Annotated in this window: 25 protein-coding genes and 1 tRNA gene; 14 read left to right on the plus strand and 12 right to left on the minus strand. The window is 45.6% G+C overall.

Features of this window, described 5'->3' with window-relative positions:
• Window positions 1–119 precede the first annotated feature (119 nt).
• Together B092_RS14620 and B092_RS0101505 are read left to right on the plus strand one after the other, a co-directional pair.
• Window positions 120–635: a DUF192 domain-containing protein gene (locus B092_RS14620; protein WP_018573475.1), complete on the plus strand. Its 516-nt coding sequence runs from the start codon at window positions 120–122 to the stop codon at window positions 633–635.
• A 60-nt stretch (window positions 636–695) separates the two neighbouring features.
• Window positions 696–1,073 carry a hypothetical protein gene (locus tag B092_RS0101505; protein ID WP_018573476.1) on the plus strand — a complete coding sequence of 126 codons (378 nt, stop codon included), beginning with the start codon at window positions 696–698 and terminating at the stop codon, window positions 1,071–1,073.
• 99 nt (window positions 1,074–1,172) lie between these two features.
• Here B092_RS0101505 and sodB read toward each other — a convergent pair whose 3' ends face one another.
• Both sodB and xseA read right to left on the minus strand, forming a co-directional pair.
• Window positions 1,173–1,754 (minus strand): superoxide dismutase [Fe], encoded by a 582-nt coding sequence (gene sodB / locus B092_RS0101510; protein ID WP_018573477.1) that lies wholly within the window; start codon window positions 1,752–1,754, stop codon window positions 1,173–1,175.
• A gap of 5 nt (window positions 1,755–1,759) precedes the next feature.
• Complete coding sequence (xseA, locus tag B092_RS0101515) at window positions 1,760–3,160, minus strand: exodeoxyribonuclease VII large subunit (protein ID WP_018573478.1); 1,401 nt, start codon at window positions 3,158–3,160, stop codon at window positions 1,760–1,762.
• A 733-nt stretch (window positions 3,161–3,893) separates the two neighbouring features.
• On the opposite strand from xseA, the gene lpxK reads away from it, so the two are divergent.
• The 8 genes from lpxK (at window position 3,894) to argF (ending at window position 10,953) form a co-directional block, all read left to right on the plus strand.
• Window positions 3,894–4,964 (plus strand): tetraacyldisaccharide 4'-kinase, encoded by a 1,071-nt coding sequence (gene lpxK / locus B092_RS0101520; RefSeq protein WP_018573479.1) that lies wholly within the window; start codon window positions 3,894–3,896, stop codon window positions 4,962–4,964.
• Window positions 4,965–5,005: 41 nt separating this feature from the next.
• Entirely contained in the window at window positions 5,006–5,188 is a 183-nt protein-coding gene (locus B092_RS0101525) for a Trm112 family protein (RefSeq protein ID WP_018573480.1), read from the plus strand.
• A 19-nt stretch (window positions 5,189–5,207) separates the two neighbouring features.
• The gene (gene kdsB, locus B092_RS0101530; protein ID WP_018573481.1) at window positions 5,208–5,990 is read left to right on the plus strand and encodes a 3-deoxy-manno-octulosonate cytidylyltransferase; all 783 of its coding nucleotides are present in this window, start codon (window positions 5,208–5,210) and stop codon (window positions 5,988–5,990) included.
• Between the two features lie 105 nt (window positions 5,991–6,095).
• A complete protein-coding gene (gene adk, locus B092_RS0101535; protein ID WP_018573482.1) occupies window positions 6,096–6,758 on the plus strand; it encodes an adenylate kinase in 663 nt (220 codons plus the stop codon).
• Window positions 6,759–6,862: 104 nt separating this feature from the next.
• Window positions 6,863–7,621: an SDR family NAD(P)-dependent oxidoreductase gene (locus tag B092_RS0101540; RefSeq protein ID WP_018573483.1), complete on the plus strand. Its 759-nt coding sequence runs from the start codon at window positions 6,863–6,865 to the stop codon at window positions 7,619–7,621.
• On the plus strand, window positions 7,621–9,222 hold the full coding sequence (gene murJ / locus B092_RS0101545) for a murein biosynthesis integral membrane protein MurJ (protein WP_018573484.1): 1,602 nt from the start codon (window positions 7,621–7,623) through the stop codon (window positions 9,220–9,222). The genes B092_RS0101540 and murJ overlap by 1 nt, the downstream gene beginning before the upstream one ends.
• Before the next feature lie 337 nt (window positions 9,223–9,559).
• Complete coding sequence (gene rpsT, locus B092_RS0101550; RefSeq protein ID WP_018573485.1) at window positions 9,560–9,826, plus strand: 30S ribosomal protein S20; 267 nt, start codon at window positions 9,560–9,562, stop codon at window positions 9,824–9,826.
• A gap of 173 nt (window positions 9,827–9,999) precedes the next feature.
• Window positions 10,000–10,953, plus strand: coding sequence for an ornithine carbamoyltransferase (argF, locus tag B092_RS0101555; protein WP_018573486.1), 954 nt, complete (start codon window positions 10,000–10,002; stop codon window positions 10,951–10,953).
• Between the two features lie 90 nt (window positions 10,954–11,043).
• On the opposite strand, the gene B092_RS0101560 is transcribed toward argF, so the two are convergent.
• The 10 genes from B092_RS0101560 to B092_RS0101605 all read right to left on the minus strand — a co-directional run bounded on the left by B092_RS0101560 (window position 11,044) and on the right by B092_RS0101605 (window position 21,955).
• The gene (locus B092_RS0101560; RefSeq protein WP_018573487.1) at window positions 11,044–12,195 is read right to left on the minus strand and encodes a sensor histidine kinase; all 1,152 of its coding nucleotides are present in this window, start codon (window positions 12,193–12,195) and stop codon (window positions 11,044–11,046) included.
• Between the two features lie 2 nt (window positions 12,196–12,197).
• The gene (locus tag B092_RS0101565; protein ID WP_018573488.1) at window positions 12,198–12,872 is read right to left on the minus strand and encodes a response regulator transcription factor; all 675 of its coding nucleotides are present in this window, start codon (window positions 12,870–12,872) and stop codon (window positions 12,198–12,200) included.
• Window positions 12,873–13,072: 200 nt separating this feature from the next.
• Window positions 13,073–13,148, minus strand: a tRNA-Val gene (locus B092_RS0101570).
• A 220-nt stretch (window positions 13,149–13,368) separates the two neighbouring features.
• The gene (locus tag B092_RS0101575) at window positions 13,369–13,647 is read right to left on the minus strand and encodes an HU family DNA-binding protein (RefSeq protein ID WP_018573489.1); all 279 of its coding nucleotides are present in this window, start codon (window positions 13,645–13,647) and stop codon (window positions 13,369–13,371) included.
• Between the two features lie 233 nt (window positions 13,648–13,880).
• A complete protein-coding gene (locus tag B092_RS0101580; RefSeq protein WP_018573490.1) occupies window positions 13,881–15,122 on the minus strand; it encodes a cystathionine gamma-synthase family protein in 1,242 nt (413 codons plus the stop codon).
• 67 nt (window positions 15,123–15,189) lie between these two features.
• A complete protein-coding gene (gene rlmB / locus B092_RS0101585; RefSeq protein ID WP_018573491.1) occupies window positions 15,190–15,927 on the minus strand; it encodes a 23S rRNA (guanosine(2251)-2'-O)-methyltransferase RlmB in 738 nt (245 codons plus the stop codon).
• Between the two features lie 63 nt (window positions 15,928–15,990).
• Complete coding sequence (gene rnr, locus B092_RS0101590) at window positions 15,991–18,363, minus strand: ribonuclease R (RefSeq protein ID WP_169333953.1); 2,373 nt, start codon at window positions 18,361–18,363, stop codon at window positions 15,991–15,993.
• 192 nt (window positions 18,364–18,555) lie between these two features.
• Entirely contained in the window at window positions 18,556–19,317 is a 762-nt protein-coding gene (locus B092_RS0101595; RefSeq protein WP_018573493.1) for a TSUP family transporter, read from the minus strand.
• 79 nt (window positions 19,318–19,396) lie between these two features.
• Window positions 19,397–19,996 carry an NAD(P)H:quinone oxidoreductase type IV gene (gene wrbA, locus B092_RS0101600; protein WP_026253529.1) on the minus strand — a complete coding sequence of 200 codons (600 nt, stop codon included), beginning with the start codon at window positions 19,994–19,996 and terminating at the stop codon, window positions 19,397–19,399.
• Window positions 19,997–20,092: 96 nt separating this feature from the next.
• Window positions 20,093–21,955 carry an ABC transporter ATP-binding protein/permease gene (locus tag B092_RS0101605; RefSeq protein WP_018573495.1) on the minus strand — a complete coding sequence of 621 codons (1,863 nt, stop codon included), beginning with the start codon at window positions 21,953–21,955 and terminating at the stop codon, window positions 20,093–20,095.
• Window positions 21,956–22,099: 144 nt separating this feature from the next.
• On the opposite strand from B092_RS0101605, the gene B092_RS0101610 reads away from it, so the two are divergent.
• Genes B092_RS0101610 through B092_RS0101625 form a run of 4 tightly spaced genes read left to right on the plus strand, consistent with a single transcriptional unit; the run spans window position 22,100 to window position 25,330 of the window.
• Window positions 22,100–22,927, plus strand: coding sequence for a ferritin-like domain-containing protein (locus B092_RS0101610; RefSeq protein WP_018573496.1), 828 nt, complete (start codon window positions 22,100–22,102; stop codon window positions 22,925–22,927).
• A gap of 22 nt (window positions 22,928–22,949) precedes the next feature.
• Window positions 22,950–24,245: a D-amino acid dehydrogenase gene (locus tag B092_RS0101615; RefSeq protein WP_018573497.1), complete on the plus strand. Its 1,296-nt coding sequence runs from the start codon at window positions 22,950–22,952 to the stop codon at window positions 24,243–24,245.
• A 20-nt stretch (window positions 24,246–24,265) separates the two neighbouring features.
• Complete coding sequence (locus tag B092_RS0101620; RefSeq protein ID WP_018573498.1) at window positions 24,266–24,736, plus strand: TM2 domain-containing protein; 471 nt, start codon at window positions 24,266–24,268, stop codon at window positions 24,734–24,736.
• Window positions 24,737–24,763: 27 nt separating this feature from the next.
• Window positions 24,764–25,330, plus strand: coding sequence for a T6SS immunity protein Tdi1 domain-containing protein (locus B092_RS0101625; protein WP_018573499.1), 567 nt, complete (start codon window positions 24,764–24,766; stop codon window positions 25,328–25,330).
• The last annotated feature ends 9 nt before the right edge of the window (window positions 25,331–25,339 follow it).

Raw genomic sequence — 25,339 nt, forward strand, 5'->3', positions numbered from 1 at the left:
TCTATTATTAGAGTAATCTATTATGTTTAAATAGTGATTAAATTGAGTCTAAACAGTAATAATTCAAGCCAATCCTTTAAAATCAATCCGAACTGTTTAATCTGACAATGACTCAATCTATGCAATATTTTCTTCGACGATTCGTTTGGCTTAGCCTTAGTATAGTTATTTTTATCGCACCGCGTATTAGCTTAGCCCAATTTCATCATACAGACGCCAATTCATCCCTCGAGCTTAGGCCTTTACACATCGGCGATGCAGCCATCTTAGCAGAAATTGCCGATACTGCTCGACACCGTCAAATAGGCCTAATGCACCGTCGTTTTATGCCTGAGCACCGTGGCATGCTATTTGTTTTCAAGGAACCCCAACCACTCTGCTTTTGGATGCGCAATACCCTTATCCCACTGAGTATTGCTTATATCGATGAACATGCTAAAGTAGTCGATATATTTGACATGCAGCCTCTGGATGAAAGCAGCGTCTGCTCAACCGCACCGGCACAATTTGCCTTAGAGGTTAACCAAGGGTGGTTTGAGCACCACCAGGTTAAGGTGGGCGATCACCTACAGCAAGGCCAATGGCAGGACACAGAAGACGCTGAAAAAGCTTGGCGACAACAGCCATCCCACTAAGCAGTTATCCTTGCCTTCACATATAAAATCAAACAATCAATTCATTGGAATTAACAATATATGAAAAAAACTTTATTACTAGGAATCTGTGCAGTTGCCGGTATCGGCCTGAGTGCTTGTGGCTCTTTTAGCAATAAAACCGTTGGTCAAGAAAATTACATTAACACCATTGATCAACCGACAGACAAAACACCGGTTGCCTTAGCTAAATGTATTGACATGAACCTCAAAGAATACCAAGCAAGCGCTTATATGCGTCCTGAAACGGTCGATATTTGGTCCGGTGCCGTACCGAGTGCCGACAGCAACCAACCACAAGCGACGGTTGAAGTAGCCATACCGACCTACGGTAGAGGTACGATTCATGCCCACTTAAAAGTCTTTCAGCGCCAACCCGTCGTAGAAGACATTAACGAAACCATTAGGAAATGTTTATAACCCCTATGGCAATTAAAAGCTCCTTGAATTTAAAACCCAAGGAGCTTTTTACAATCAACGACTCACCTAATGTAAGTCGCTTAAGCAACTATTAAGCTATTAGGCAAAGTTTTCTTCAACAAACTGCCAGTTCACTAGTGCCCAGAAATTCTTTAAGTACTCCGGACGTGAGTTACGCGTATCGATATAGTAGGCGTGCTCCCAAACATCACAGGTTAGTAGTGGCTTATCCTCGGTAGTTAACGGGGTAGCCGCATTGCTCGTATTAACAATATCAACACTGCCGTCAGCCTTTTTAACCAACCAAGTCCAACCCGCACCGAAGTTACCGGCCGCAGAAGCATTAAACTTTTCTACAAAGGTCTCGAAATTACCCCATTTAGCATTAATCGCTTCTAGTAACGCACCGCTCGGCTGACCGCCACCATTGGGTGCCAAACATGACCAGTAGAACGTATGGTTCCATACTTGGGCTGCGTTATTGAAAATACCGCCACTAGACGTTTTAACAATCTCTTCTAACGACTTACCCTCAAACTCTGTACCGGGTACCTGATTATTTAAGTTGGTCACGTAGGTCTGATGATGCTTACCGTAGTGGTACTCAAGCGTTTCCTTAGAGATATGTGGCTCTAACGCATCCATCGCATAAGGTAATGGGGGCAAAGTGAAGTTACTCATAACTTTTATTCCTCTGTGTGTGAATTTAATGATTTTACATAGGCTGCAGCACGACCGCTCGCAAACTCAAGCTGAAGCTCCTGCCCAACATCCAGCTGCTCAATCGTCTGAACTACGTGACCCTCAACATCATAAACGATTGAAAAACCGCGTTGTAATACCTGCTTTGGGTTCATCGTATGCAATAGTTGCTTATGCTGAATAAATGCTTGTTGATGCGCCGATAACTGCTGATGAATCGATCGATTGAGACGCTCCTGCCACTGTAACAAACGCTCGCGCTCCGCCTCTATATTAGGTTTTTTTGCCTTTAAACGCAAGGTTAGCTGCTCTAATTGAGTAATTTTGTTTGTACACAGGGCTTGCCAATTACGCAGCAAAGCGAGTTGCAGCTGTAGACGACGCTCTTCGTACTGATCGAATATACGTTGGGGTGCGACCAAACGCGACTTTAACTCATCAAAACGCATACTCTTATCAAGTAATAAACGCTCTATCCGATGATGCAATCTTGGCATGGTATCGCTGAAGCGCGCGTAACTATCGCTTCTTACCTGACTCATCACCCTATGTATTCGTTGTGTAAACTCGCTTAACGTCGCCGGTAATGCATAAGCCGCCTTGGTGATTAACTCAGCGGCAGCAGTCGGTGTCGCTGCACGCAAATCAGCCACGTGGTCCGCGATGGTGGTGTCAGTCTCATGACCTACGCCGCTGACAATGGGGATACTACTGGCCGCAATCAGTCGTGCCAAACGCTCATCATTAAAACACCACAGATCTTCTAAACTCCCGCCACCACGTACTAATAAAATAACATCCACCTCGTGGCGTAACTCGGCTTGTGCCAACGCCCTCATCAACTCATCGGCCGCATCAGCACCCTGCACAAGACTAGGATAAACAGTGACAGAAAATTGCGGTGCACGCCGCCTCAATGTCGTCAAAACATCTTGCAAAGCGGCTGCCTGCAGAGAAGTGATAATACCGACTCGACGGGGGTAAGGAGGTATTGCCAACTTATGCTCTGCGTCAAATAGCCCCTCTTGCTTTAATTTATCCAAAATTCGGAGGTATTGCTCAAAAAGGGTTCCCATCCCTGCCCGTCGCATTTCATCAACTTGGATTTGCAAAGAACCTCGAGCAGCAAACAGGGACAACTTACCTTTTAACTCAACCATATCACCTTGTTTAGGCTGAAAATCCAAGTTTGCTGTGCGACCTCGAAACATAACCACACTCATGGCGCTGAGATCGTCTTTGATAGAAAAGTAATAATGACCTGATGAGGCTTTGGTGAATTGAGAAATTTCTCCTGCGACTCTAAACGTGGGTATTTGATAGTCCAAGGTATGGCTTATCAAGCGACTTAATTCTGTAACAGAAAGTATTTTTTCTTGGCTCATAACAAATATTTAACTAAAAATCCAGTGTTAATACAAAATTTATTTAATACTTTTCCACAGTCTACAATTAATCAGCTTTTCATTGGGTAAAATCCATTTTTAGCGACAACTTCTTAAGATAAGCTTTAAAAAAATCACGCAACACTATGATTTATAATGATTAATTTTATTTCATTAATATTGCACCTATTTTAAGCAACACCTCGCTTAGTACGTAGAAACAGGGAGATCAACAAGTTTATTCACAAAGTTATCCACAATTTTTGTGGATTAATATTTATTCACAAAAAGATTCATAAATACCTAATCAATCTAAGCACTTAATCCACTTTTTTGAAAAAACAGTTAACTATGTGCAATACATCTTACAAGATTTTTCTCTGCTAAATGAATTTACTCATGCCTAATAAGTTTTTGCCTCTCACTCACCTCCCTTAGCAAATTTTTCCGTCAAAAGCTAGGGGATAGCACAAATAAAAAAACATAGTTGTCCACAGCCTGTCAAAACCTTGATTTCGCTGGAGAAAAACTTTTTTTATCACGCTTCTCTCAAGCTAAGCATTACAAAAACATCGTAACCCATTGATATTAATGGGTTTTGTATATTTCTCTTAAATTGCACCCCATTTGAGCAATCCCCGTCCAGATACGTATAATGACAGACATACAGTGATTTATTCACAAAGTTATCCACAACTTTTGTGGGTAAGTCCAATCATTGATTAAAATACCCATGCAAAGCGAACAACAAGACCATAAACAGCAAATTAACAAAAGCCTAAGCGCTAGGCTACAAGCACAATGGCAGCATGGTGGCTGCTTAAGCAAAAGCTTACGCCCCTTATCCGCGATTAACAGTGTCATACAGCTCAGCAGAAAAGTGCTTTATAAAACAAACATCAAAACATCCTATCGCGCACCGTGCCCTGTGATCGTCGTGGGTAATATTTATGTTGGCGGGACCGGTAAAACGCCGGTGGTCGCGGCACTTATTCAAGCACTGCAAGATAAGGGCTATCAACCAGGCATTATTTCCAGAGGCTACGGCGTCAAGATAGGTAAAGAAGCACGTGTCGCCAAAGGGGCTAATGCCGACGCCACACTCATCGGTGATGAGCCGGCATTGTTAGCTCAATACGCAGCGATTGGTGTACACCCTAAACGCTCCTTAGCGATCGAAGCACTTTTAGCACACTATCCACAAACAAATGTGATTATTGCCGACGATGGCCTACAGCACTTGGCCCTGCAACGGGACATAGAGATCATTGTCCAAGACGAACGTGGCATTGGTAATGGACTGCTGTTGCCGGCGGGCCCCTTAAGAGAGTCTGCCGGCAAACTCGCTGACGTTGATGTGGTGATTACTAACCGCAATCATCAACACGTCCAACGCCAGTCCGCAGAAAACACTGCGGCAAAGCCCTTGCATATCGATATGCGCCTACAGCCCACTGCTTTTGTCCATGTTAAAACTCACCAAAAACAATCGCTTGATGACTGGCTGTCGCAGCATAAAAACAAATCAATCGCCGCAGTAGCCGGTATTGGCAACCCACAACGCTTTTTTAATACCTTAACTGACTTAGGTCTAGCGATAGAAAAACAACAGGCATTCCCCGACCATCACGCGTTTCAAGCCGACGACTTGACTGAATTTGATCAAGATCTTGTTTTAATGACCGAAAAAGATGCCCTTAAGTGCCGACACTTTGCCGATGAACGCTTTTACTTCTTAAAAGTGGAAGCAGAGTTTTCTGATGAGGATTTCTTTAACAAGATAGAGCGACGCTTAAAATTTTGACTTATACTTGATGCTTATTCTGTTCTAACCTTGGGAAAATTATGCACGAATTAATTACCAAAACCCTTGTTTGCCCAATCAGCAAGGCCCCGCTTAAACTAAGCGACGATCGCAACTACTTAATCTGTGAGCAAAATGGTAAAGCCTACCCTATTGAAAATGGCTTACCGATTTTGTTGCCTGAACGCGCTGTGGATAGTGCGACACTGGAAACCCAATCATAACGCGACGTGTTTAATAACCATGGATTCAGCCATCAACAACAATAAAGACCTTGATTTTATCGCCGTCGTGCCTGCTCGTGCTGCCTCTACTCGACTACCGGGTAAGATGCTCGCAGATATTGCCGGCATGCCGATGATTGTACGCACTGCGCAGCAAGCCCAAAAATCAAATGCTCGGGCGGTGTATATTGCAACCGATGACCAAGCAATCTTTGATGTGGTCAGCTCGCACGGCTTCACAGCCCTGATGACCGATCCTAACCACCCCTCCGGTACTGACAGACTGTCCGAAGTTGTTAGGCAGTTGGCTTTACCCGAGGAAACTGTCGTTGTGAATGTACAAGGCGATGAGCCGCTCATTGAACCGGGCTTAATTGATCAGGTGGCCGGCACCCTATTAGGCAATCCTGAGGCGGCCATTGCGACTGCTGCCTACCCTATTCGAGAGCTCGATAAGCTCTTTAACCCCAATGCGGTCAAAGTCGTGTTAAATCAGCATCAGCAAGCGTTGTATTTTTCTCGCGCACCGATTCCATGGGCTCGCGACGCTTTTCAAGGCGACGACAAGCAGCTTCCAAGCAATATGCAGGCCTACCATCACATTGGTCTCTACGCCTATCGAGCGCATTTTTTAACGACTTTTCCGATGCTAGCTCAAGGTTATTTGGAGCAACTGGAATCGTTAGAGCAACTAAGAGCCCTCGAAAACGGCTATAAAATTCAGCTGATGATCACTAATGACGCGCCGGCCCCGGGAGTTGATACAGCCGACGACTTAGAAATGGTTCGTAATTTTTTTTAATATCCTGAGATAGATCACCATCTTTTGTTAGCGCTTGAATTAAACTTGTGCACTGAAGCATTCTTTTAGTTGCAATTATAATTATATTAACTTAGAGGAAAACTTATGCGTTTAATTCTATTAGGCCCTCCGGGAGCAGGTAAAGGCACTCAAGCCAACTACATCACTCAGGAGTTTAATATTCCCCAAATTTCAACCGGCGATATGCTAAGAGCTGCGATCAAAGAGCAAACTCCTTTAGGCTTAGCCGCCAAAGAAGTGATCGATCGTGGTGATCTAGTATCCGATGACATTATCATCGGTTTAGTACAAGAACGCCTCAAAGACGATGATTGTAAAAACGGTTATCTATTTGACGGCTTCCCACGTACGATTCCACAGGCTGACGCACTGAAAGAGTCAGGTGTTGCCTTAGACTACGTCATTGAAATTGATGTACCTGCCGAGGATATCATTGAGCGCATGAGCGGTCGTCGTGTACACCCCGAAAGCGGTCGTACCTACCACACCAAATTCAACCCACCAAAAACAGAAGGTGTGGATGATGTCACCGGTGAGCCCTTAGTTCAGCGCGATGACGACAAGGAAGAAACTGTACGCAATCGCTTAGAGGTCTATCAAAACCAAACTCGTCCACTCGTCGACTACTACTCTAAGTGGGCAGCAGAGGCTGATGCAAATGCACCTAAATACGTTCGTATTGAGGGTGTTGGCAAGGTTGAAGACATTACCAAACAAATTATGGACGCCCTCAAAAGCGATAAGTAATTTAAACAACAACTGAGCAGCAAATTGATAGCGGTTTAGGCTAGAAATATATATTTCATCCTAGTACCGCTATTATTTTTTGACAATACCAAGGAGGAACAATCATGGACATCAAAAATAAAGTCTTTATCGTCACAGGCGGTGCATCAGGCTTAGGTGCCGGCACCGCAAAGATGCTGACAGCACAAGGAGCCAAAGTTATTTTGGCCGATCTCAATGACGAGGCCGGCACAGCCCTTGCTGAGGAGTTAGGACAGCACTATATTCATTGTGATGTGACTAACGAGGCTGACGCCCAAGCCGCTATCGACGCTGCCCTTAGTGCAGGCCCTTTATATGGTTTGATTAACTGTGCCGGCATTGCTCCCGCTGAACGCGTTGTCGGTCGCAATGGTCCGCACGGTTTAGAGAGCTTTCAGCGCGTGATCAATATTAATTTGATCGGCAGCTTCAATATGATCCGCTTAGCCGCTGCCAGCATGGTTGATAATGACCCGCTTGAGACAGGCGAACGAGGTGTCCTGATCAATACCGCCTCAGTTGCTGCTTATGAAGGTCAAATCGGTCAAGCAGCGTATGCCGCTTCCAAAGCCGCTATCGTCGGCATGACCCTACCCATTGCGCGCGATATGGCCAGACATGGCGTACGATGCGTAACTATTGCCCCCGGCATTATGGCTACCCCTATGATTTATGGCATGCCACAGGAAGTCCAAGATGCCTTGGCGGCAGATATTCCATTTCCTTCCCGTTTAGGCGCACCGGAAGACTTTGCCAAATTAGTGCAAAGCATCATCACGAATGAAATGATTAACGGTGAAACTATTCGCTTAGACGGAGCCATTCGTTTACAACCAAAATAATGAGTTTATTCAGATCTGCCGCTACCATTAGTAGCCTCACTTTTTTATCGCGTCTAACCGGATTGGCGCGCGACATCATCATTGCCCGAGCTTTTGGTGCCAGCGCCTTGACTGACGCTTTTTGGGTCGCCTTTAGAATTCCGAATTTACTTCGTCGTCTATTTGCCGAAGGGGCTTTCTCACAGGCATTTGTCCCCATTTTGGGGGCATACAAAGAGCAATACTCAGAAAAAGAAGTCAAACACCTCGTGGACCATGTCGCCTTGATTTTAGGCGCGACATTGCTGCTAGTCAGTTTATTGGGCGCCCTCTTTGCTCCTTTTATCGTGGCTATCATGGCGAGCGGCATCGCCCGCGAAGGTGGGCAACCCTTTGAAGCGGCAGTGTGGATGACTCGTGTCATGTTCCCCTATATCTTCTGCATGTCCTTAGTGGCCTTAGCATCCGGGGTTCTAAATACTTGGCGTAAATTTGCTATACCGGCATTTACACCGATACTATTGAATCTTTCCATGATCGGCGCTGCGATAACACTGGTCAATCAGTTTGAACTTCCCATCTACGCACTAGCCGCTGGGGTGATGATTGGCGGCTTTTTACAGCTAGCGACCCAATGGCTTGCTTTAGCTAACATCGGTATGCTGCCAAAGCCGAGTTTACGCATTGGCGAAGCGTGGAAAAACAGCACCGTGCGTCGTGTTATTAAACTCATGGGACCGGCAACCATCGGGGTCTCTGTGGCTCAAATTTCACTATTAATTAATACTAATATTGCGACTTGGCTACCCGGTGGTAGCGTCAGCTGGCTCTCATTTGCTGATCGCTTGATGGAGTTTCCTACTGCTCTACTCGGCATTGCCCTAGGCACTGTGCTGTTGCCAAGCCTAGCGGCAGCGCATGCCAAGGCAGATCATCTGCGTTATAGCCAATTAATGGATTGGGGCCTGAGGCTAATTTGTTTATTGGGCCTGCCTTGTATGGTGGGTTTAGCCCTCCTCTCTGAGGGCTTAGTAGCTACGTTATTCAATTATGGTGCCTTTAGCAGCCACGACGTTGCCCAAACTCAAGTCGCTGTTATTGCTTATGGTTTCGGGATTTTAGGAATTTTAGCGGTAAAAATACTCGCACCGGGCTTTTATGCCAAACAGGATATTCGCACACCGGTCAAAATCGCCATCATCGTCTTAGTCCTCACCCAACTGATGAATATTGTCTTGGTTCCGCTATTAAAACATAGTGGCCTAGCGCTATCGATTGGCCTGGGGGCTACGATTAATTCCTTGCTGCTATATCGAGGTCTACGCCGTCGCAACATCTACCAACCCAGCGGCGGTTGGTTGACGTTTTTTATACGCCTATTGCCGGCCTTAGCTCTGATGGGTCTATGGCTTATCTTATGTAGTAGCGTCATTAGCTGGGGGCAAGACAGCACCTCGGGGTTAATCTATACATTAAGCCAACAATGGGCCATCTTTGCTTCAGCCAGCTTTGTTATTTGGCGCTTAATCGTGCTTTTTGGGGTCCTATTAGGCAGCGGATTAATTTACTTCATCGCTTTATTTATCAGTGGTTTTAGAATACGTGATTTTCTTAACCGCTAAAGTGAGCCGCTAAATAGCGACCTTAGAAAAAATGTGTAGGTCATCGCTTCGACCCCTGTAGCAGCCTCTAGCAGTGTTCAAGCGACCTACACTGTTCCCTTATACCTACACTAACCCGTTCAAAAGCAGATTAATTACGATAAAAGCAACTAATTCATTGAATTTATTTACTAATGTGCTAAAATCTTTTGCTTACCGTTAGCACAATAATAAGATATCCTAATAAAATACCTTATACTCATACGATATTAATATTATTAGGATAAGTAAGTAGCCTGTCCTTTCGCTACTATCAATTTATTCACGAAGAGAAGAATTCTAGGAAAGTTTTACTACTATGGCAAATACCAATCAAGCTCGCAAACGTGCACGTCAAGCAGCAGCACGTAACAAACACAACTCTAGCTTACGCTCTATGATGCGTACTGCTATCAAGCAAGTGCGTCACGCGATTGATGCCGGCGATCAAACCAAGGCTAACGAAGCATTTGTTAATGCAACTAGCATTATCGATCGCGTTGCTGATAAAAACATCATTCACAAAAACAAAGCAGCACGTCAAAAGAGCCGTTTAGCGGCCGCTGTTAAGGCTATCTCTGCCTAAGAGATTTTAAGCCTTCTCTTCTTCAAAAGGCGCATCATCTGATGCGCTTTTTTGCTTTTAAAAGCAGCGTTAAGCAAGACTTAAAATTTCATTGAATCAAAACTATTTTTAAGCAGCAATTCTTTTGCTTATGTTAAGCTTGACGATTATGACTAGTTAGAGATTTATTCACCATGAGCTCAAAGCAAAGTAATAGTACGATTCGCCACTTTTTACAATTGACCGACCTCACTTTAGACGAGCTAAAGTATGTCCTCAAACGCGCTCAAATTATTAAAAACAAGTTTAAGCGCTATGAACCGCACATGCCCCTTTACGATCGCACCTTAGCGATGGTATTTGAAAAGGCCAGTACACGCACCCGCGTTTCTTTTGAAGCCGGCATGTACCAAATGGGCGGCTCTGTGATTAACCTCACCTCAAATGACTCCCAATTAGGTCGCTCCGAACCGATTGAGGACACAGCAAGAGTCGTGTCACGCATGGTGGATATCGTGATGATTCGTACCTTTGGCCAAGAGCGACTTGAGCGCTTTGCTCACCACTCTCGCGTCCCGGTGATTAATGGCTTAACCAATGAGTTTCACCCGTGTCAGATTCTAGCTGATGTACTGACCTTTATTGAAAAGCGCGGTGATATTGAGGGCAAGGTAGTCACTTGGATTGGTGATGCCAATAACATGTCATATACCTGGCTACAAGCAGCACAAATGCTTAACTTCAAACTCCACATATCCGCTCCCAAGGGCTATCAATTAGACCCTGCCCGTATCCAAGGAATTCCTCAGGAGTTTTATCAAGAGTTTGACAACCCGCTCGATGCCTGCGTGGGCGCAGACCTAGTGACGACAGACGTCTGGACCAGCATGGGTTACGAAGAAGAAAATGAAATCCGCCGTCGCGCCTTTGCTGACTGGCAAGTAGACAATCAGCTCATGGCTCGCGCCAAGCCCGACGCTCTCTTTATGCATTGCCTGCCCGCCCACCGCGGCGAGGAAGTGACCGCTTCAGTGATTGACGGTCCTCAGAGTGTCGTTTGGGACGAAGCAGAAAACCGCATGCATGCTCAAAAAGCATTGATGGAGTTCTTGCTGTTAGGTCGTTTAGACGAAGAGGAAAACGCGTAAACTACGCGCTAACCAAGAGCGACATGGCAATACAGAGGTTTACCGAGCATGGTGAGCCTCTTTTTTTGTCCCACCACCCGTAGCAACCGACTAAACCGGATAAAAACCCATTTTAAGTTTAGAAAACACCAGCGTAAAACGAGTTCCCTCAATCTGAGGTCGGGTAAATAGGCTTAATTCTGTTCCATGCGCTTTCGCAATTTCTTTAACGATAGCAAGACCTAAGCCTGCACCGGCCGTATCGTTACTATTACCTCTAAAAAACATCTCAAAAGGCATATGCTCGTCTCGAGTCTCAATGCCACAGCCATCATCCTCAACGATCAAACTTAACGGTCCGGTTTTTACGGCAATGGTGACAAGCGTAGCGCCTTTAGCGTATTTAAGAATATTATCTAATAAATTTGCCAACAACTCTTCAAGCAACATCGGATCAGCCTCAACCAAAAGCTCCTTATCGGCTAATTGACGACCAATCGCCGTTGACGCAAAGAGACCCCTAGTAGGCCCAACAAATTGCAGCTCAATGCCCGCACGACGCATTTTAGGAACCCATTTAGAGCCCACTTCCATCGCCCAATCTGCCAAGTCAATACGTGTAAAACTATCTTTAATACGCTGACCGGATTCTGCTTTGGCCAAAAGCAACAACTGCTCACCCAAATGAATTAAACGATCTGAAATCTGATGGATACGCTCAGCGCGCTGACGCACATCAGGACTGTAATCCTGGCCTAACATCAACTCTGACTCCATACGTAACGCAGTCAAAGGTGTACGAAATTGATGAGACGCATGGTAAACAAAACGGCTTTGAGCCTGCATGGCCTCCTGCAAATCAGCTAATAATAAATTGGTACGCTCCACCAAAGGCTTCAACTCAGTAGGCAGATTCTCCACCTCGATGGGCGATAAGTCATCATAACTACGCTGCGAGAGCTGCTGACCCACCTCTTCGATCGTATGTAGCGCCTTACGCACAAAATAAGTCACTGCGACCGCACCAATTAAAAAGAGGAATACCTGACTGACAACTACTAATAAAAATAAATTATTGTCATTCACTGCGCCGGTTGAAACGGTTCGGACTAAACCCCATGTCAGGAGCCAATCCACAAAAACCACCAACACCAGACTCACAGCAAGAAATTTAATCAGCTGCCCAAATAAACTGTCACTTTTAGCAAAAGACCACCAACGACTTCTTTTTACCGATGACTTGTGTTTAGAAAAATCCGCCATGACTAGCTATCTGCAGCATGATCCAACAAATAACCGAAGCCGCGAATGGTATGAATTTCCACATTAATCCCCTCTAAGCGCTTACGCAAGCGATAAACGTATACCTCAATGGCATTGTCACTCACCTCTTCCTCAGAAGCTGATAAGGTCTGTACCATCTGCTGTTTAGTGACCACATGACCTGCTCGAGCCATGAGGCGCTCTAACAAGGCATACTCACGCATGGATAAGCTTAAATGCTGACCCTTATAAAGCACCTCGCGATTAGCCAAATCAAGGCTTAAATCACCCACTCTGAGGACATCACTTATCTGCCCCTCTGCGCGACGACTCAAAGCCCGCAAACGCGCCGCCAGCTCCTGCAACTCAAAGGGCTTAGTCAAATAATCATCCGCCCCCGCATCTAAGCCCTCTACCCTATCAACTAGGCTATCGCGTGCAGTTAGGCTCATCACGAACATATCCATTTTATTTTGACGAATATTACGTAAAACCTCTAAACCACTAATATCAGGAAGATTTAAATCAAGAATCATCAGGGCATGTCGTTTTTTGTAGGCTAACTCGAGCGCTTCACTACCGCACTGAGCCCAATCAACCTCATAGCCCTCACGAGACAAAAACTCGCTTAATGAGCTTCCTAAAAAAACATCATCTTCTACCAACAATAATCGCATAGCCTATCCCCTGTTCAAGATACAGTTGATTATACGCCCTAAGTGCAGTGAGAGAAAACGAGGGAGAAAATAAGAAAGTGCTGCAGTATGCAGACACCCAACGCGCCAACTTTTGCATACCAATCTAATTTTAGGCATAAAAAAAGCAGCTATCTAAATGACTTAGATGCTGCAATTTTTAGAGCACTTGATGGAAATCTTGGTGGGTGCTACAGGGGTCGAACCTGTGACCTACGCCTTGTAAGGGCGCCGCTCTACCAACTGAGCTAAGCACCCATCTGTGCTGAACTAAAGATATAATTATAGGTAGCTTTTAGACTTCTGGCAAGCCCTTTTTGTCATTTATTCGTAATTTGATGTTTATATGACAAAAAAGCTACAAAAGCACAACATAAACACAACACATTGATTATATTCTTGCCAAACGCCAGAGCATATAGACAAATAAAAAGCTCGATATATACATATCGAGCTTTTTTAAAAGATACTAAGTGGATTACTTAGTATTAACAGCATCTTTAAGTGCTTTACCTGGACGGAACTTAGGAACGACCGCTTCAGGAATTTGAATCTCTTTACCGGTCTGTGGATTACGGCCGGTACGTGCTGCGCGAACTGAAGTATCAAATGTACCAAAACCGATCAACGTAACTGGCTCACCAGCTTGTAAAGTAACTTTTACTTGGTTGATCAGTGCGTCTAATGCGCGGCCGGCAGCAGCTTTAGAGATTTCAGCTTCGTTAGCGATTGCTTCGATTAACTCTGTCTTATTCATTCAGGTAACCCCTTATTTAATTAATATTGTGAAATAGTGAAAATTGCGACAGTTATATAGTGTATATATGTATGTCTACCGCGACTAGCACTATAGTCTCTAGAAATCAGCAGCTTGTCAAGAAAAAATTACTACAACAAGCTACTGGATACGGTAATCACAGAAACTCACCACACTTCAATGTGACTCCTTGACTTATACCTTTAATCTTAGGTCATTATGCAGTCTTCAAGCTATATATAATAATTCAAAGCTTGCGCAAAATCACCAATTAAATCGTTTTCATTCTCAATTCCAAGGGAAACCCTTAGTAAACCGTCTGCAATTCCCATCATCCGGCGTTTTTCAGGGCCCATTTCGTGATAAATCGTCTTCGCAACCGGCAGACTTAAGGTACGTGTATCACCTAAATGTGTTGCCAATAAAACGATATTTAAGCGATTTAAGAAATCAATGCAATCAATCTGTGGCTGCAATTCAAAGGCTAAAAGACTACCGAAGCCCCTATCCGCAAACAACGCTTTTGCTCTTTCGTGTTGTGGATGAGACGCTAAGCCGGGATAGCTGACAGAGACCACGCCGGGGTGCTGCTCCAAAAAAGTCGCCAACGCTAAAGCATTGGCACAGCTTCGCTCCATGCGCATTTCAAATGTTTCTGCTCCGATGGCAATACGTTGTGCCGCATCAGCACTTAAGGTCGCTCCCATATCGCGCAATCCTTTTTTACGAATCTGTAGCAACCCCCAGTTCTTAGCATCACCACTTTGGTAGTCTTCATAAATATTAGGATAGTGAGACCAATCAAACAGCCCGGTATTAGTCACGGCACCGCCAAGAGCATTAGCATGGCCACAAATTATTTTAGACAAGGAATTCATGACCAAACCTGCCTTAACCTCCTTACCCTTTAGTAAATACGGTGTGGTCATTGTGTTATCAAGCACATACAAAAGCTGTTGCTCTTCACACAACTCACCAATCGCTGCCAAGTCCACAAGTTGTGTGCCCGGGTTTGCAATCGTTTCCATAAACACCATGCGTGTATTAGGGCGAATAGCTGCTCTCACCTGCTCAATATCACGCGCATCGACCTGCGTCACCTCAACACCTAAACGCGCTAGGTTCATTAATAAACTATTGGTATTGCCAAAAATAAACTGGCTGCTGATGATATGATCACCCGCCTTTAATAGGGTATAAAAGATCGCTGTCAACGCCGCCATACCGGTGGCAAAACTGCACGTCCCAACGCCACCTTCCATTTGGTCGATTGTCTTTTCTAAGGCAGCTGTGGTGGGTGTGCCTTGGCGCGCATAAGAAAAGCCGGGACGACCTTGGAAAACGGCAACCAAGTCATTTGCATCGTCATAGGCATACTGACTTGAGGTATAAATCGGTTTGTGTACCGCGCCATTTTCTACGCCCTGGCGGCGCTCTGCGTGAACCAATTGGGTGGTTAATCCATATTCTTCCATTTTTTTCTCTGGATACAAAAATAAATAACTAAAAACTGACTAACTGATTGAAGCGCCTAAGGAGGCATTAAGACTTACGTTGGCGTACTGTCTCATACAGACAAACAGCGCTCGCTACACTGACATTGAGACTCTCTACGGTACCCGCCATCGGTATATTAACCAACTCATCGCAGGTTTCTTGGGTAAGACGTCGCATACCCTCTCCTTCGGCCCCCATCACCCAAGCCATCGGGCGCTTAGCCTCAACCGAGTGCAAATCACCCTCGGCCTGATCGGAGGTGCCGACGAGCCAGATATCGCGTTCTTTTAAAGCTCGCATCGTGCGCGCTAAATTAGTGACGGTAATATAGGGCACGGTCTCGGCTGCACCACAAGCCACTCGCCTAACCGTTGCATTGAGACCAACGGCTCGATCTTTGGGCGCAATCACGGCATGCACACCAGCCGCATCGGCTGTACGCAAACACGCACCTAGGTTATGCGGATCGGTGACACCATCTAAAATCAACAAAAGTGCCGGCTCTTCTAATACGTCCAACACCTCATCAACGGTAACTGCCAATGGGGTGTGCGCTGCAAAAGCAAGCACGCCTTGGTGACGCATACCATTAGCCAACTCGTCCAAACGCTCGTTGGGTACGGCCTGTAATTTAAGCCCTGCGGATTGTGCTCGATCCACCAACTGCTGCATACGCTTGTCGCGCCTCTTTTGATCATAATAAATCGTTTTAATTGATTCAGGATGATGACGTACACGGGCCTGTACCGCATGGAAGCCCGCTAAAATTTGTTGTTCACTCATAGTGTATTTACTACTTTTTAAATAAAAACCTGTCCTAACTGATTAATACTGACGCACTAAACCTTAGCGTGATTTATAGGCTGTCTTTTTTGATTTTGCGGCCATCTTTTTCTTCGCTGCCTGTCGTTGCGCCGCTCTACGTTGCTTAGCCGTGGTACCTCGTAAGGCTTCAGGCTTTGGTTTAGCTGCTTTTTTGTAACGCTTGGCAGGCTCCTCGGCACCACGCTGAATCTCGCGCTGAACGGCCTCAAAACTCAAGGGATTTTTGACCAAGGCAAAATCAATACGACGCGCTTCTAAGTCGACCCGAGTAATCTGCACATGCACCTCATCCGTCAAGCGATAACGCTTACCGGTACGCTCGCCGCGCAACTCATGCATCGACTCATTGTATTGGAAGTACTCACTGCCCAACTCAGAAATATGCACCAAGCCCTCGACGTAGAAATTATCCAAGGTCACAAATAAACCGAAATTGGTCACTCCAGTCACCTTGCCACTAAAAACCTCACCGATATGCTCACGTACATACCAGCATTTAAGCCAAGCCTGTACATCATAAGAAGCTTCATCGGCACGGCGTTCGTACGCAGACAAGACAACACCTAGACGCTCCCACACACTGTGCTCATATTCTTTGAGAGGCTCACCCGGCGCTCGTTCTAAACCCTCGACCTTGGGCATGTACTTACGGCGCTTCAACTGCGCTTTAATAACGCGGTGATTTAATAAATCCGGATACCGCCTAATCGGTGAGGTAAAGTGCGTATAACTCTTATAAGCTAAACCAAAGTGCCCTGAATTTTCAGGCGTATAAATAGCCTGTGACATCGATCGCATGATCATGGTTTGAATCACTTCATAATCATCACGTGCCTTAACGGCATTTAATAACTTAGAAAAATCCAAACTACTCGGCTCATCTCCCCCGCCTAAGGTCAAGCCCATACCGCGCAAATACTCACGTAGCTGGCCTAATTTCTCCGGGGTAGATCCCTCGTGCACACGATACAAACCGAGTCGATTGGTACGGGTCAAAAAGTCTGCAGCGCAGGTATTTGCTGCCAACATAAACTCTTCAATTAAGCGGTGCGCATGATTACGATGTAAGGGCTCAATACGCTCAATCTTACCCATGTCATTACACACAATTTGCGTTTCAACCGTATCAAAATCTAAGGCACCACGATTAGCCCGTTGCTGTGCAAAAAGCTGATATAAATCATAGAGCTCTAACACCTGATCCCTAACCACGGCTAACTCACGCGCAGTCGGTCCATCAGGTTGTTGGATAATATCCCACACCTGTGTGTAGGTCGTCCGCGCATGTGAGCAAATAACCGCCGGATAAAACTGATAGCCCTGTACGGTACCGGCATAAGCACCGGTTGCGTGCACCAACATATCGCACACTAAAGCCAAACGGTCCTCATCGGGGTTTAAAGAGCAAATACCGTTAGAAAGACTCTCGGGCAGCATCGGAATCACCCGTCGTGGAAAATACACACTGGTTCCACGCTCGATGGCATCATCGTCAATCGGTTGACCCGGTTGAACATAGTGAGAAACATCGGCAATCGCCACTAATAAACGCCATGCTTGCTTAGTGCCTTTACCGCTTGGTACCTCAGTCAGTTCACCATAAATTGCATCATCAAAATCTCGTGCATCCTCACCATCAATGGTGAAAAATGGTAAATCGCGTAAATCAACCCTACCCTGTAAATCAGCAGCCATCACGTGGGAGGGAAGCTTCGCCGCTTGTGCAAGCGTCGCTTCAGAAAATTGATGCGGTACGTCAAACTTACGTACGGCAATCTCAATTTCCATACCAGGATCGTCAATCTCACCGAGCACCTCTGTGATCTTGCCCTGTGGCGGCACATGGCGACTCGGCTGGCGAATAATTTCGCAGGCCACGACTTGGCCATGCTCAGCACCCGCCAAATCCCCAGGAGCAATATACACATCGTGCTTGATACGTTGATCTTCAGGAACGACGACAAAATGCCCATTTTCATTGAGCACACGCCCCACTAAGGAGCTGGTGCTACGTTCCAATACCTCAACGATACTGCCTTCCAGTTTGCCCTTATAGCTGCCGGTGGGATTAACTCGCACACGGTCACCATGCAGTACTTTACGCATCTCAATCGGCGGCAAATACACATCCGGAAGCTCTTTATTGTCCGGAATAAAAAAGCCAAAACCATCACGATGACCTTGCACCTTACCCTCTAAAATCGCGGGATTGGATTTGACCATATGCCAAGTGCCGGCGCGGTTGGCCAATTGCCCATCACGCACCATCGCAGTCAACCGTCGCTGAAGCCCGATTAAGGTAGCCTCTCGCTCAATCTTGAAGTGCTCAACGAGCATCTCTGTCGTTAAGTCATCACCCTGACTTCGGAAAAAAGCCAGAATATCCTCACGCATCGGCACATCAGGATCATAAGCGGATGCTTGATCACCAGGCACTAATAAAATAGGAATGTTGGCGTCTGAATCTTGTCTGCGGCTGCTCACAATAATCCTTGTGGTTTGTTTATAAAAGATAAAGCATGAATCTCTATGATAAGTGAAAAGCCACTGTGGTTGAACCTTAAGGTGTCGTCACGCTAAGAAAACTTAAAATTTATCCCATAGGTAGCGTATAACCATCAAAAAACACACCGCCACAATAATCGGACGTATCAACCGGGCGCCATGGCTAACCATCACCTTTGAGCCGATGGTCGCTCCGATCACCTGTCCGAGCATCATCGCAACACCAACCGACCAGACGACCTTACCGCCCAACATAAAGACCACTGCTGAGGCAATATTACTGGCAAAGTTAAAAGCCTTGGCTTTGGCCGTGGCTTGGACAATTTTCTCACCACGCAAAGCGACATTGGCTAAAGAGAAAAAAGAACCGGTACCCGGACCGAATAATCCATCATAAAAACCAATCACCAGCACCACCGTCGTGTTAAACGGTTTTTCTGCCATGCGCGGTTTACGCTCTACCGCACCTGCACCTTTTACCAGTAAAAAGTAGAGACCAATAAGTACCAACACGATAGGAATCACAATATCCAGCACCGCCACATTAAGCTGTTGTACTAATAAGGTACCGAGCGCAGCACCAATTAACGACATAATAAAGGGCAAGCGAATATTTTCCAGCTTAATCAAACGCCCCCGGAACATGTTCAAGGTCGCCACCATGGTGCCGAAGGAACTTTGGATTTTATTGGTTGCCAGTGCCTGAATGGGCGGTAAGCCGCTTAATAGTAAGACCGGCACGGTAATTAAACCACCACCCCCGGCTAAGGTATCAATAAAGCCCGCCAACATGGCGATGCCAAATAAAATCAGCAGCATTTCCCACGATAAAACAAAATCCATTTATTCCTACCTAGCATTAAAAAACCCACCACCCAATTGAAAAATCATTAGGTGATGGGTAAACAACCCAAACTCAAACTTAAGCGTTTAACTTAGCCGCAATAGATAATGTCCTACGTGCCTGATGCTGAACCGATGCTTTGAGCTCATCAGTCAAGCCATTACCATCAGCCGTGGCAGACGCTCCGTAGGGATTACCACCCGATGCATAAATCACGCTGTCGCTATAACCCGGCGGTACGATAATCGCTCCCCAGTGCATCATAATCGTGTAAATCGATAATAAGGTCGCCTCCTGACCGCCATGCGCATTTTGTGCAGAGGTCATCGCACTGACTACCTTATTGACTGTTTTGCCGGCAGCCCATAAGCCACCCTGCTCATCAATAAACTGCTTCATCTGTGCAGCCAATACACCGAAGCGAGTCGGTGCGCTCCAGATAATCGCATCAGCCCACGCCAGATCGTCACGCGTGGCGACCGGTATGTCTTGCGTTGCATCAACATGCTCACGCCACGCCGGATTAGAATCAATCGCCGCATCCGGCGCCAATTCTCTCACCTTAAGTAAACGCACCTCGGCACCCGCTGCTTTTGCCGCTTCCTCTGCCCAACGAGCCATTTGATAGTTATGACCGGTTGAGCTGTAATACACAATTACCAACTTGGTTGTAGACATAAATAGTCCTCCGCTTTTACTGATTGAAAAGACACCAACTACTGGATTGACATCCAATTTCATTCTACCCCTATCGCTCGGCAATTAGTAGACTAATCAGTCATTACCCTTAGTCTCATCACACCCCGGCAAGGCTCGGCTCCACACCTGATCAGAAGCCTCTTTTATTGCCTCTTCACACGTCTGCATATGCCATGTCGTATCTGCGGAAAGATTTAAAATATGCGTATGATGCGCCAATAAGGTACTCCGATGACCGACACTGATTAAGCGCATAGTCGGTAAGCGCTCACGAATCAGCTTATACATATAATATTCGAGCCCTTCATCCATGGCTGAGGTAGCCTCATCTAAAAACACCACATCAGGCTTGGTCAACAGCATACGACCAAAAGCTACTCGTTGCTGCTCACCGAGCGATAAGATGTGCATCCAATGATTAACCTCATCAATACGGTGCACTAAATGACCAAGATTCACTAGTTCAAGCACCTTAAGCGCTTCTTCACGGGCATTTTCCGGCGCATGATAAGGATAGTACAGAACATCAATCAAGTGGCCTTCGGGCAGATACGGTTTTTGTGAAAGAAATAAGGCCTCTTCTTTAGGGCAAGTAATCTCACCTTCGGCATAAGGCCATAAACCGGCTGCCGTACGTAAAATCGTCGTTTTTCCCGTGCCGGATGGACCACGGATTAATAACGCCTCACCCGGCTGCACATCAAAACCCAGCTCTTTTACTAGGACACGGCCATTTGGGGTCGTAATGGTGACATTAGATAAAACAACCTCATTGCCTTTTTTCACAACCTCCGGATGCGGCAGATCCTCAGCATCATCCAATGCATCCATAAACTGAGTTAAACGGTCTAAGACTGCTTTAAAGCCGGCAAAATCATCATAGGCAGTACGAAAGAATGATAAATTACCTTGTAAATTATCAAAGGCATTGGACGTTTGAATCATCGCCCCCAGAGTAATTTGACCCGAGAAGAAACGCGGTGCCTGCAAAATAAACGGAAAAATAACCGCCGTTTGCGACACAATAAAGTTAAAGCCCTGGAACTTTAGAGAACGGTAAACGATATTCCACACGTTTTCAATCACGCCCTTAAAACGCTGCGTTAATTTAAAGCCCTCAACCTTTTCACCACCATAGAAAGCGACGCTCTCGGCATACTCACGCACTCGGATCAATGAATAACGATAATTCGCATTTAAACGCTCATCAAGGAAATTCAGGCGAATCAACGGTCGACCGATTTTAAAGGCAAAGACAGTGGCAATCAGCACATAGACAAAGAGGATAAACACCAGCCCTTTGGAGAGTTCAACGCCAAAGACATTCATTGGGCCTGACAAATTCCAAAGGATCACGGTAAACGCAACAGCGGACACCATACTGGTGATTAACCCCAGCACAAGACTAAGTGAGGTCCCCACAAAGCTTGCCACATCCTGCTGAATACGCTGATCGGGGTTGTCGACCTGATGCTTCAGGAAGAACAAACGATAATAGTTTTTGTTGCGCAACCACTTGCCCAGCACCCGTTCGTTGAGATCCTCACGCCAACGAATAGTGAATGCCTGCTGCATGTACATTGCAATCAGTGAACGAAAAATATGGATAATCGCCAACACCGCAAAAACCACGATCTGAATCCAAAAGGTCGACTCATCCTTATCCTGAAGTGCGGTATACATGTTGTTATACCAATTGGAAAACAGCACACTCACACGCACACCGAATAAACTCAAAAAGAGAATAACGGCAAAGTTCAGAATAGCTAAAGGATTTTTGATCGGGTTAAAATACGTGTAGGCAATCTGCCAAAACTGACTGGCCCATCGTGTTGTCCGAATTAGGAGATAGCCAATCACAACCATCAAAACAATCGAGATGGTAAAGGCTACGCCAACCCACGCCATGCTATCAATAAACTCTTTATACCAATTCATACTATCCTTCTGTGCTTACATTCGGGCGATCAAATTAATAGGCAAGTAAAAATTCTACCTTATTTAAGGCACGCTAAGCCCCTAAGCGTTAAAATCAAAGAATGTCACTGATCAAATTTAACATTCAAAGCTATCAGAACAACCATGAGTCACACTAACTGTTTACGACGGCAAGCGCTAGACGCTTTACTATTGCCCGATCCTTGCTCCAAAGTTACTGCCGTTGAAAGCATTAATTTAGAGGGCGATTATTTTATTGATACGGAGGCTGATTATCAGGCCATCGCCGCGCGTGCGCCAATCCCCGGCCGCCCGGTTAAACCGACATTGGTTGACCCTAAAACCGTTGGCATGCGTTCGGTACAAACACCGGAAGGTCGTGCCACCTTACTCCATGCCATTGCTCATATTGAATTTAATGCCATCAACCTGCATTTGGATATTGTGTGGCGCTTTCCTCATCAGAGTAAAGCGTTTTATATCGATCGGATTAACGTAGCCAAAGAAGAAGCCAAACACTTTCGCCTCTTAAGGCAGCGCTTAGGTGCCATGGGTTACGATTATGGTGCGTTTACAGCCCATAATGGCCTTTGGGAAATGGCCGAAAGAACTGAGAATGATTTATTGGCCCGCTTAGCCTTGGTCCCCCGTACACTGGAAGCTCGCGGCCTTGATGTGACTCCTGCGATACAGCAACGATTAGCACAGGTCGGTGATGACAAAAGTGTCGCCATACTGGATATCATTTTAGAAGAAGAAATCGGTCATGTTGACATAGGTAATCGGTGGTATGTGTCTGAGTGCCAATCACGCAATCTGGACCCCATTGAAACCTACGCCGCTTTAATCGACCAATATGCGGTTACCAGCTTACGCGGCCCGTTTAACAAAGAAGCCCGCAAGCAAGCCGGCTTTAGCGATGGGGATCTCGCTTGGCTTGAATCACTCGAACAACACAGTAAAAAACGCTAAAAATTTTAATTACGGAACCACTATGCAAGAATCAACTACCGCTCCAAAAAATGCCCTTATCTTAGGCGCAGGCATCATCGGTTTGTGCAGCGCTTATTACCTACAACAGGCCGGATTTGATGTCACCGTCATTGATCAGGAAAATGAGGTAGGTCATCAAACATCTTTTGCCAACGGCGCTCAACTTTCCTATTCCTATGTCGCACCGTTAGCCGCACCCGGCGTGCTCAGTCAGGTGCCTAAGTGGCTATTAAACCCTCATGCACCAATGCGCATGAAGCCTTCTCTCAATCCGGCAGATATTTGCTGGGGCATCCGCTTTGCCAAGGCCTGCACCGCAGAACAAAGTCTCCAAACGACTAAAGAGTTACTCAGTCTTTCGTTTTTAAGTCGTGATTTATTTCATCAGCTTTTTGAAGAAATCAAGGATGTTGACTTTGACCGTCCCGGCAAGCTGGTTATTCATCGTGACCAAGCGCACTTTCAATCCGCGGTAAAACAACTGGACATTCAGCGCACCTTAGGCTGTGAACAAGAGGCCTTAACAACTGAGCAATGTATCGAAAAAGAGCCGGCCCTCGCTCCTCTGCGCTCAGAAATTGTCGGCGGTATCTGGACACCTAGCGAAGAGGTAGTGGATAGTTATAAATTATGCTTGGCCATTCGCAAAAATCTTGAAGCTAAAGGTGTGACATTTTTATTAGGTCAACGCATACACGCCCTCAGTACCGTAACAACAAGCAGCTCAGGCACGAGTGCTCAAGACATAGAGGTAGTCTTGGCAGATGGACAGCGCTTAACAGCAGACGCCATCGTAGTCGCCTTAGGTTCTTTTGCCAATGAACTATTAAACCCAATTAAAGTCAATATACCTGTGGGTCCACTAAAGGGCTATAGCTTGACCTTAGAGATTGAGGATGAGCAGCAAGCACCTTATGTGAGTATTACCGATTATGAGCGCAAAGTCGTTTATGCTCGCATCGGCAATCGACTACGAATCGCCGGTATGGCGGATAGAGTTGGTTTAGACAAAAGCCTTGACCCTAAGCGCATCAGCACCTTAATGGCTGAAGCTAAAAAGCTCTTCCCCGGTGCCGGTAATTACGCTAATGCCACGCAATGGGCCGGTTTACGACCGGCAACACCAAAAGGTAAACCGATTATTGATAAAACACAGTATGGCAATCTGTGGCTCAATGTCGGTCACGGTGCTTTGGGCCTTACCCTTGCCAGCGGCTCCGGCAAGGTTTTAGCAGATAGGATCATCGGTAAGACACCGAGCATCTCTGCTGCTCCCTTTAGGCAATCTGAAGCCTAAACTTAAGGATCACGTTATTTATGTTAAAAAATATCTTACTAAGTATTGTTATTTTTGCGGTTGTACTTATCGCCCTGACCTTTGGTGAAAAAACCTTCAATGTGTTTGCAGAGTGGCTTTATGAGTTAACCGGCATTGCAGTGATCAATCTACAATCACTTTATATGAGTATCAAAGGCTATGTGCTGGACGATCCGTTTAAAGTCGTGGTGGCACTCATTATTACCGCGATTATTTGCTTTTGGCTCTTTAAAAATAATGGCGCTAAGCTCAACGAAGAAGGTACACCACGCAAAATAGCGATTATCTTAGCCATCTTTTTAGGTTGGTTGGGCGTACATCGTTTCTATCTCAACCAACTCATCACGGGTTTGTTGTATTTAATTATTTCTCAAATCTTCTTACCACTCGCTGTTATCCTCAGTCTCATAGATGCAGTTCGATATTACTCCATGAGCGAAGTAGACTTTCAGAAAAAGTTTAAGCCCTAACCCAACACACCAAGAGGAATAGCACCAATGTCTACCGACAAAACCAGTTTTACAATTAGCGATATTACCGTTGATCACCGCTCCATTAGTAAAGCAGAATTATTTAAAGCTTGGACTTGGTTATTGCCTGCGCAATTAGAACCTATTTTTATCACCATTTTTGGCGATGCTTTTTTAATTGACCCACAGTCATCTGAAGTCTTTTTTCTAGACACAGTCGATGGAGACTTAGAGCCTATCGCTGATAATTTAGCCGAGTTTACCGAGCTGTTAGAAAACAACATCGACTTTATTAAAGACTACTTTAGTGTTGCTCCGTGGCTCTTACACAAAGATAACATTCTTGACGGCCAAGACATGCCACAAGGCATGGTATTTAACTACCTAACACCTTTTGCTCTCGGCGGTGAAGCAGAATTAGACAATATCGCGCTTTTCCCGCTACAAGAGTATTTTGATATGAGTGGCGAATTTTGGGAACGCATGCAGGATCTTGAAAAAGCAGTGGCCAAGGAGCTGGACGCCGTCGGAGAGGATGAGGTGTATCAATTTTCGTCTGAATCAGACAGTCCGGATAATCCGACAAAGCACTAGCCGGACGAG

Origin of the sequence: Oligella ureolytica DSM 18253 (genome assembly GCF_000373745.1) — a bacterium.
In the GTDB taxonomy this organism is placed as follows: Bacteria; Pseudomonadota; Gammaproteobacteria; order Burkholderiales; family Burkholderiaceae_B; genus Oligella; species Oligella ureolytica.

What these genes read in the sequence shown, in the direction of transcription:
- B092_RS0101615 (WP_018573497.1), top strand. Translation starts at nt 22,950, where the DNA reads ATGCAAGAATCAACTACCGCTCCAAAAAATGCCCTTATCTTAGGCGCA.
- B092_RS0101560 (WP_018573487.1), bottom strand. Translation starts at nt 12,195, where the DNA reads ATGGCGGATTTTTCTAAACACAAGTCATCGGTAAAAAGAAGTCGTTGG.
- sodB (WP_018573477.1), bottom strand. Translation starts at nt 1,754, where the DNA reads ATGAGTAACTTCACTTTGCCCCCATTACCTTATGCGATGGATGCGTTA.
- adk (WP_018573482.1), top strand. Translation starts at nt 6,096, where the DNA reads ATGCGTTTAATTCTATTAGGCCCTCCGGGAGCAGGTAAAGGCACTCAA.
- B092_RS0101525 (WP_018573480.1), top strand. Translation starts at nt 5,006, where the DNA reads ATGCACGAATTAATTACCAAAACCCTTGTTTGCCCAATCAGCAAGGCC.
- B092_RS0101580 (WP_018573490.1), bottom strand. Translation starts at nt 15,122, where the DNA reads ATGGAAGAATATGGATTAACCACCCAATTGGTTCACGCAGAGCGCCGC.
- B092_RS0101575 (WP_018573489.1), bottom strand. Translation starts at nt 13,647, where the DNA reads ATGAATAAGACAGAGTTAATCGAAGCAATCGCTAACGAAGCTGAAATC.
- B092_RS0101605 (WP_018573495.1), bottom strand. Translation starts at nt 21,955, where the DNA reads ATGAATTGGTATAAAGAGTTTATTGATAGCATGGCGTGGGTTGGCGTA.
- B092_RS0101620 (WP_018573498.1), top strand. Translation starts at nt 24,266, where the DNA reads ATGTTAAAAAATATCTTACTAAGTATTGTTATTTTTGCGGTTGTACTT.
- xseA (WP_018573478.1), bottom strand. Translation starts at nt 3,160, where the DNA reads ATGAGCCAAGAAAAAATACTTTCTGTTACAGAATTAAGTCGCTTGATA.
- argF (WP_018573486.1), top strand. Translation starts at nt 10,000, where the DNA reads ATGAGCTCAAAGCAAAGTAATAGTACGATTCGCCACTTTTTACAATTG.
- kdsB (WP_018573481.1), top strand. Translation starts at nt 5,208, where the DNA reads ATGGATTCAGCCATCAACAACAATAAAGACCTTGATTTTATCGCCGTC.
- wrbA (WP_026253529.1), bottom strand. Translation starts at nt 19,996, where the DNA reads ATGTCTACAACCAAGTTGGTAATTGTGTATTACAGCTCAACCGGTCAT.
- rpsT (WP_018573485.1), top strand. Translation starts at nt 9,560, where the DNA reads ATGGCAAATACCAATCAAGCTCGCAAACGTGCACGTCAAGCAGCAGCA.
- B092_RS0101505 (WP_018573476.1), top strand. Translation starts at nt 696, where the DNA reads ATGAAAAAAACTTTATTACTAGGAATCTGTGCAGTTGCCGGTATCGGC.
- murJ (WP_018573484.1), top strand. Translation starts at nt 7,621, where the DNA reads ATGAGTTTATTCAGATCTGCCGCTACCATTAGTAGCCTCACTTTTTTA.
- B092_RS0101625 (WP_018573499.1), top strand. Translation starts at nt 24,764, where the DNA reads ATGTCTACCGACAAAACCAGTTTTACAATTAGCGATATTACCGTTGAT.
- B092_RS0101540 (WP_018573483.1), top strand. Translation starts at nt 6,863, where the DNA reads ATGGACATCAAAAATAAAGTCTTTATCGTCACAGGCGGTGCATCAGGC.
- rnr (WP_169333953.1), bottom strand. Translation starts at nt 18,363, where the DNA reads ATGCGTGAGGATATTCTGGCTTTTTTCCGAAGTCAGGGTGATGACTTA.
- B092_RS0101610 (WP_018573496.1), top strand. Translation starts at nt 22,100, where the DNA reads ATGAGTCACACTAACTGTTTACGACGGCAAGCGCTAGACGCTTTACTA.
- B092_RS0101565 (WP_018573488.1), bottom strand. Translation starts at nt 12,872, where the DNA reads ATGCGATTATTGTTGGTAGAAGATGATGTTTTTTTAGGAAGCTCATTA.
- B092_RS0101595 (WP_018573493.1), bottom strand. Translation starts at nt 19,317, where the DNA reads ATGGATTTTGTTTTATCGTGGGAAATGCTGCTGATTTTATTTGGCATC.
- B092_RS14620 (WP_018573475.1), top strand. Translation starts at nt 120, where the DNA reads ATGCAATATTTTCTTCGACGATTCGTTTGGCTTAGCCTTAGTATAGTT.
- rlmB (WP_018573491.1), bottom strand. Translation starts at nt 15,927, where the DNA reads ATGAGTGAACAACAAATTTTAGCGGGCTTCCATGCGGTACAGGCCCGT.
- lpxK (WP_018573479.1), top strand. Translation starts at nt 3,894, where the DNA reads ATGCAAAGCGAACAACAAGACCATAAACAGCAAATTAACAAAAGCCTA.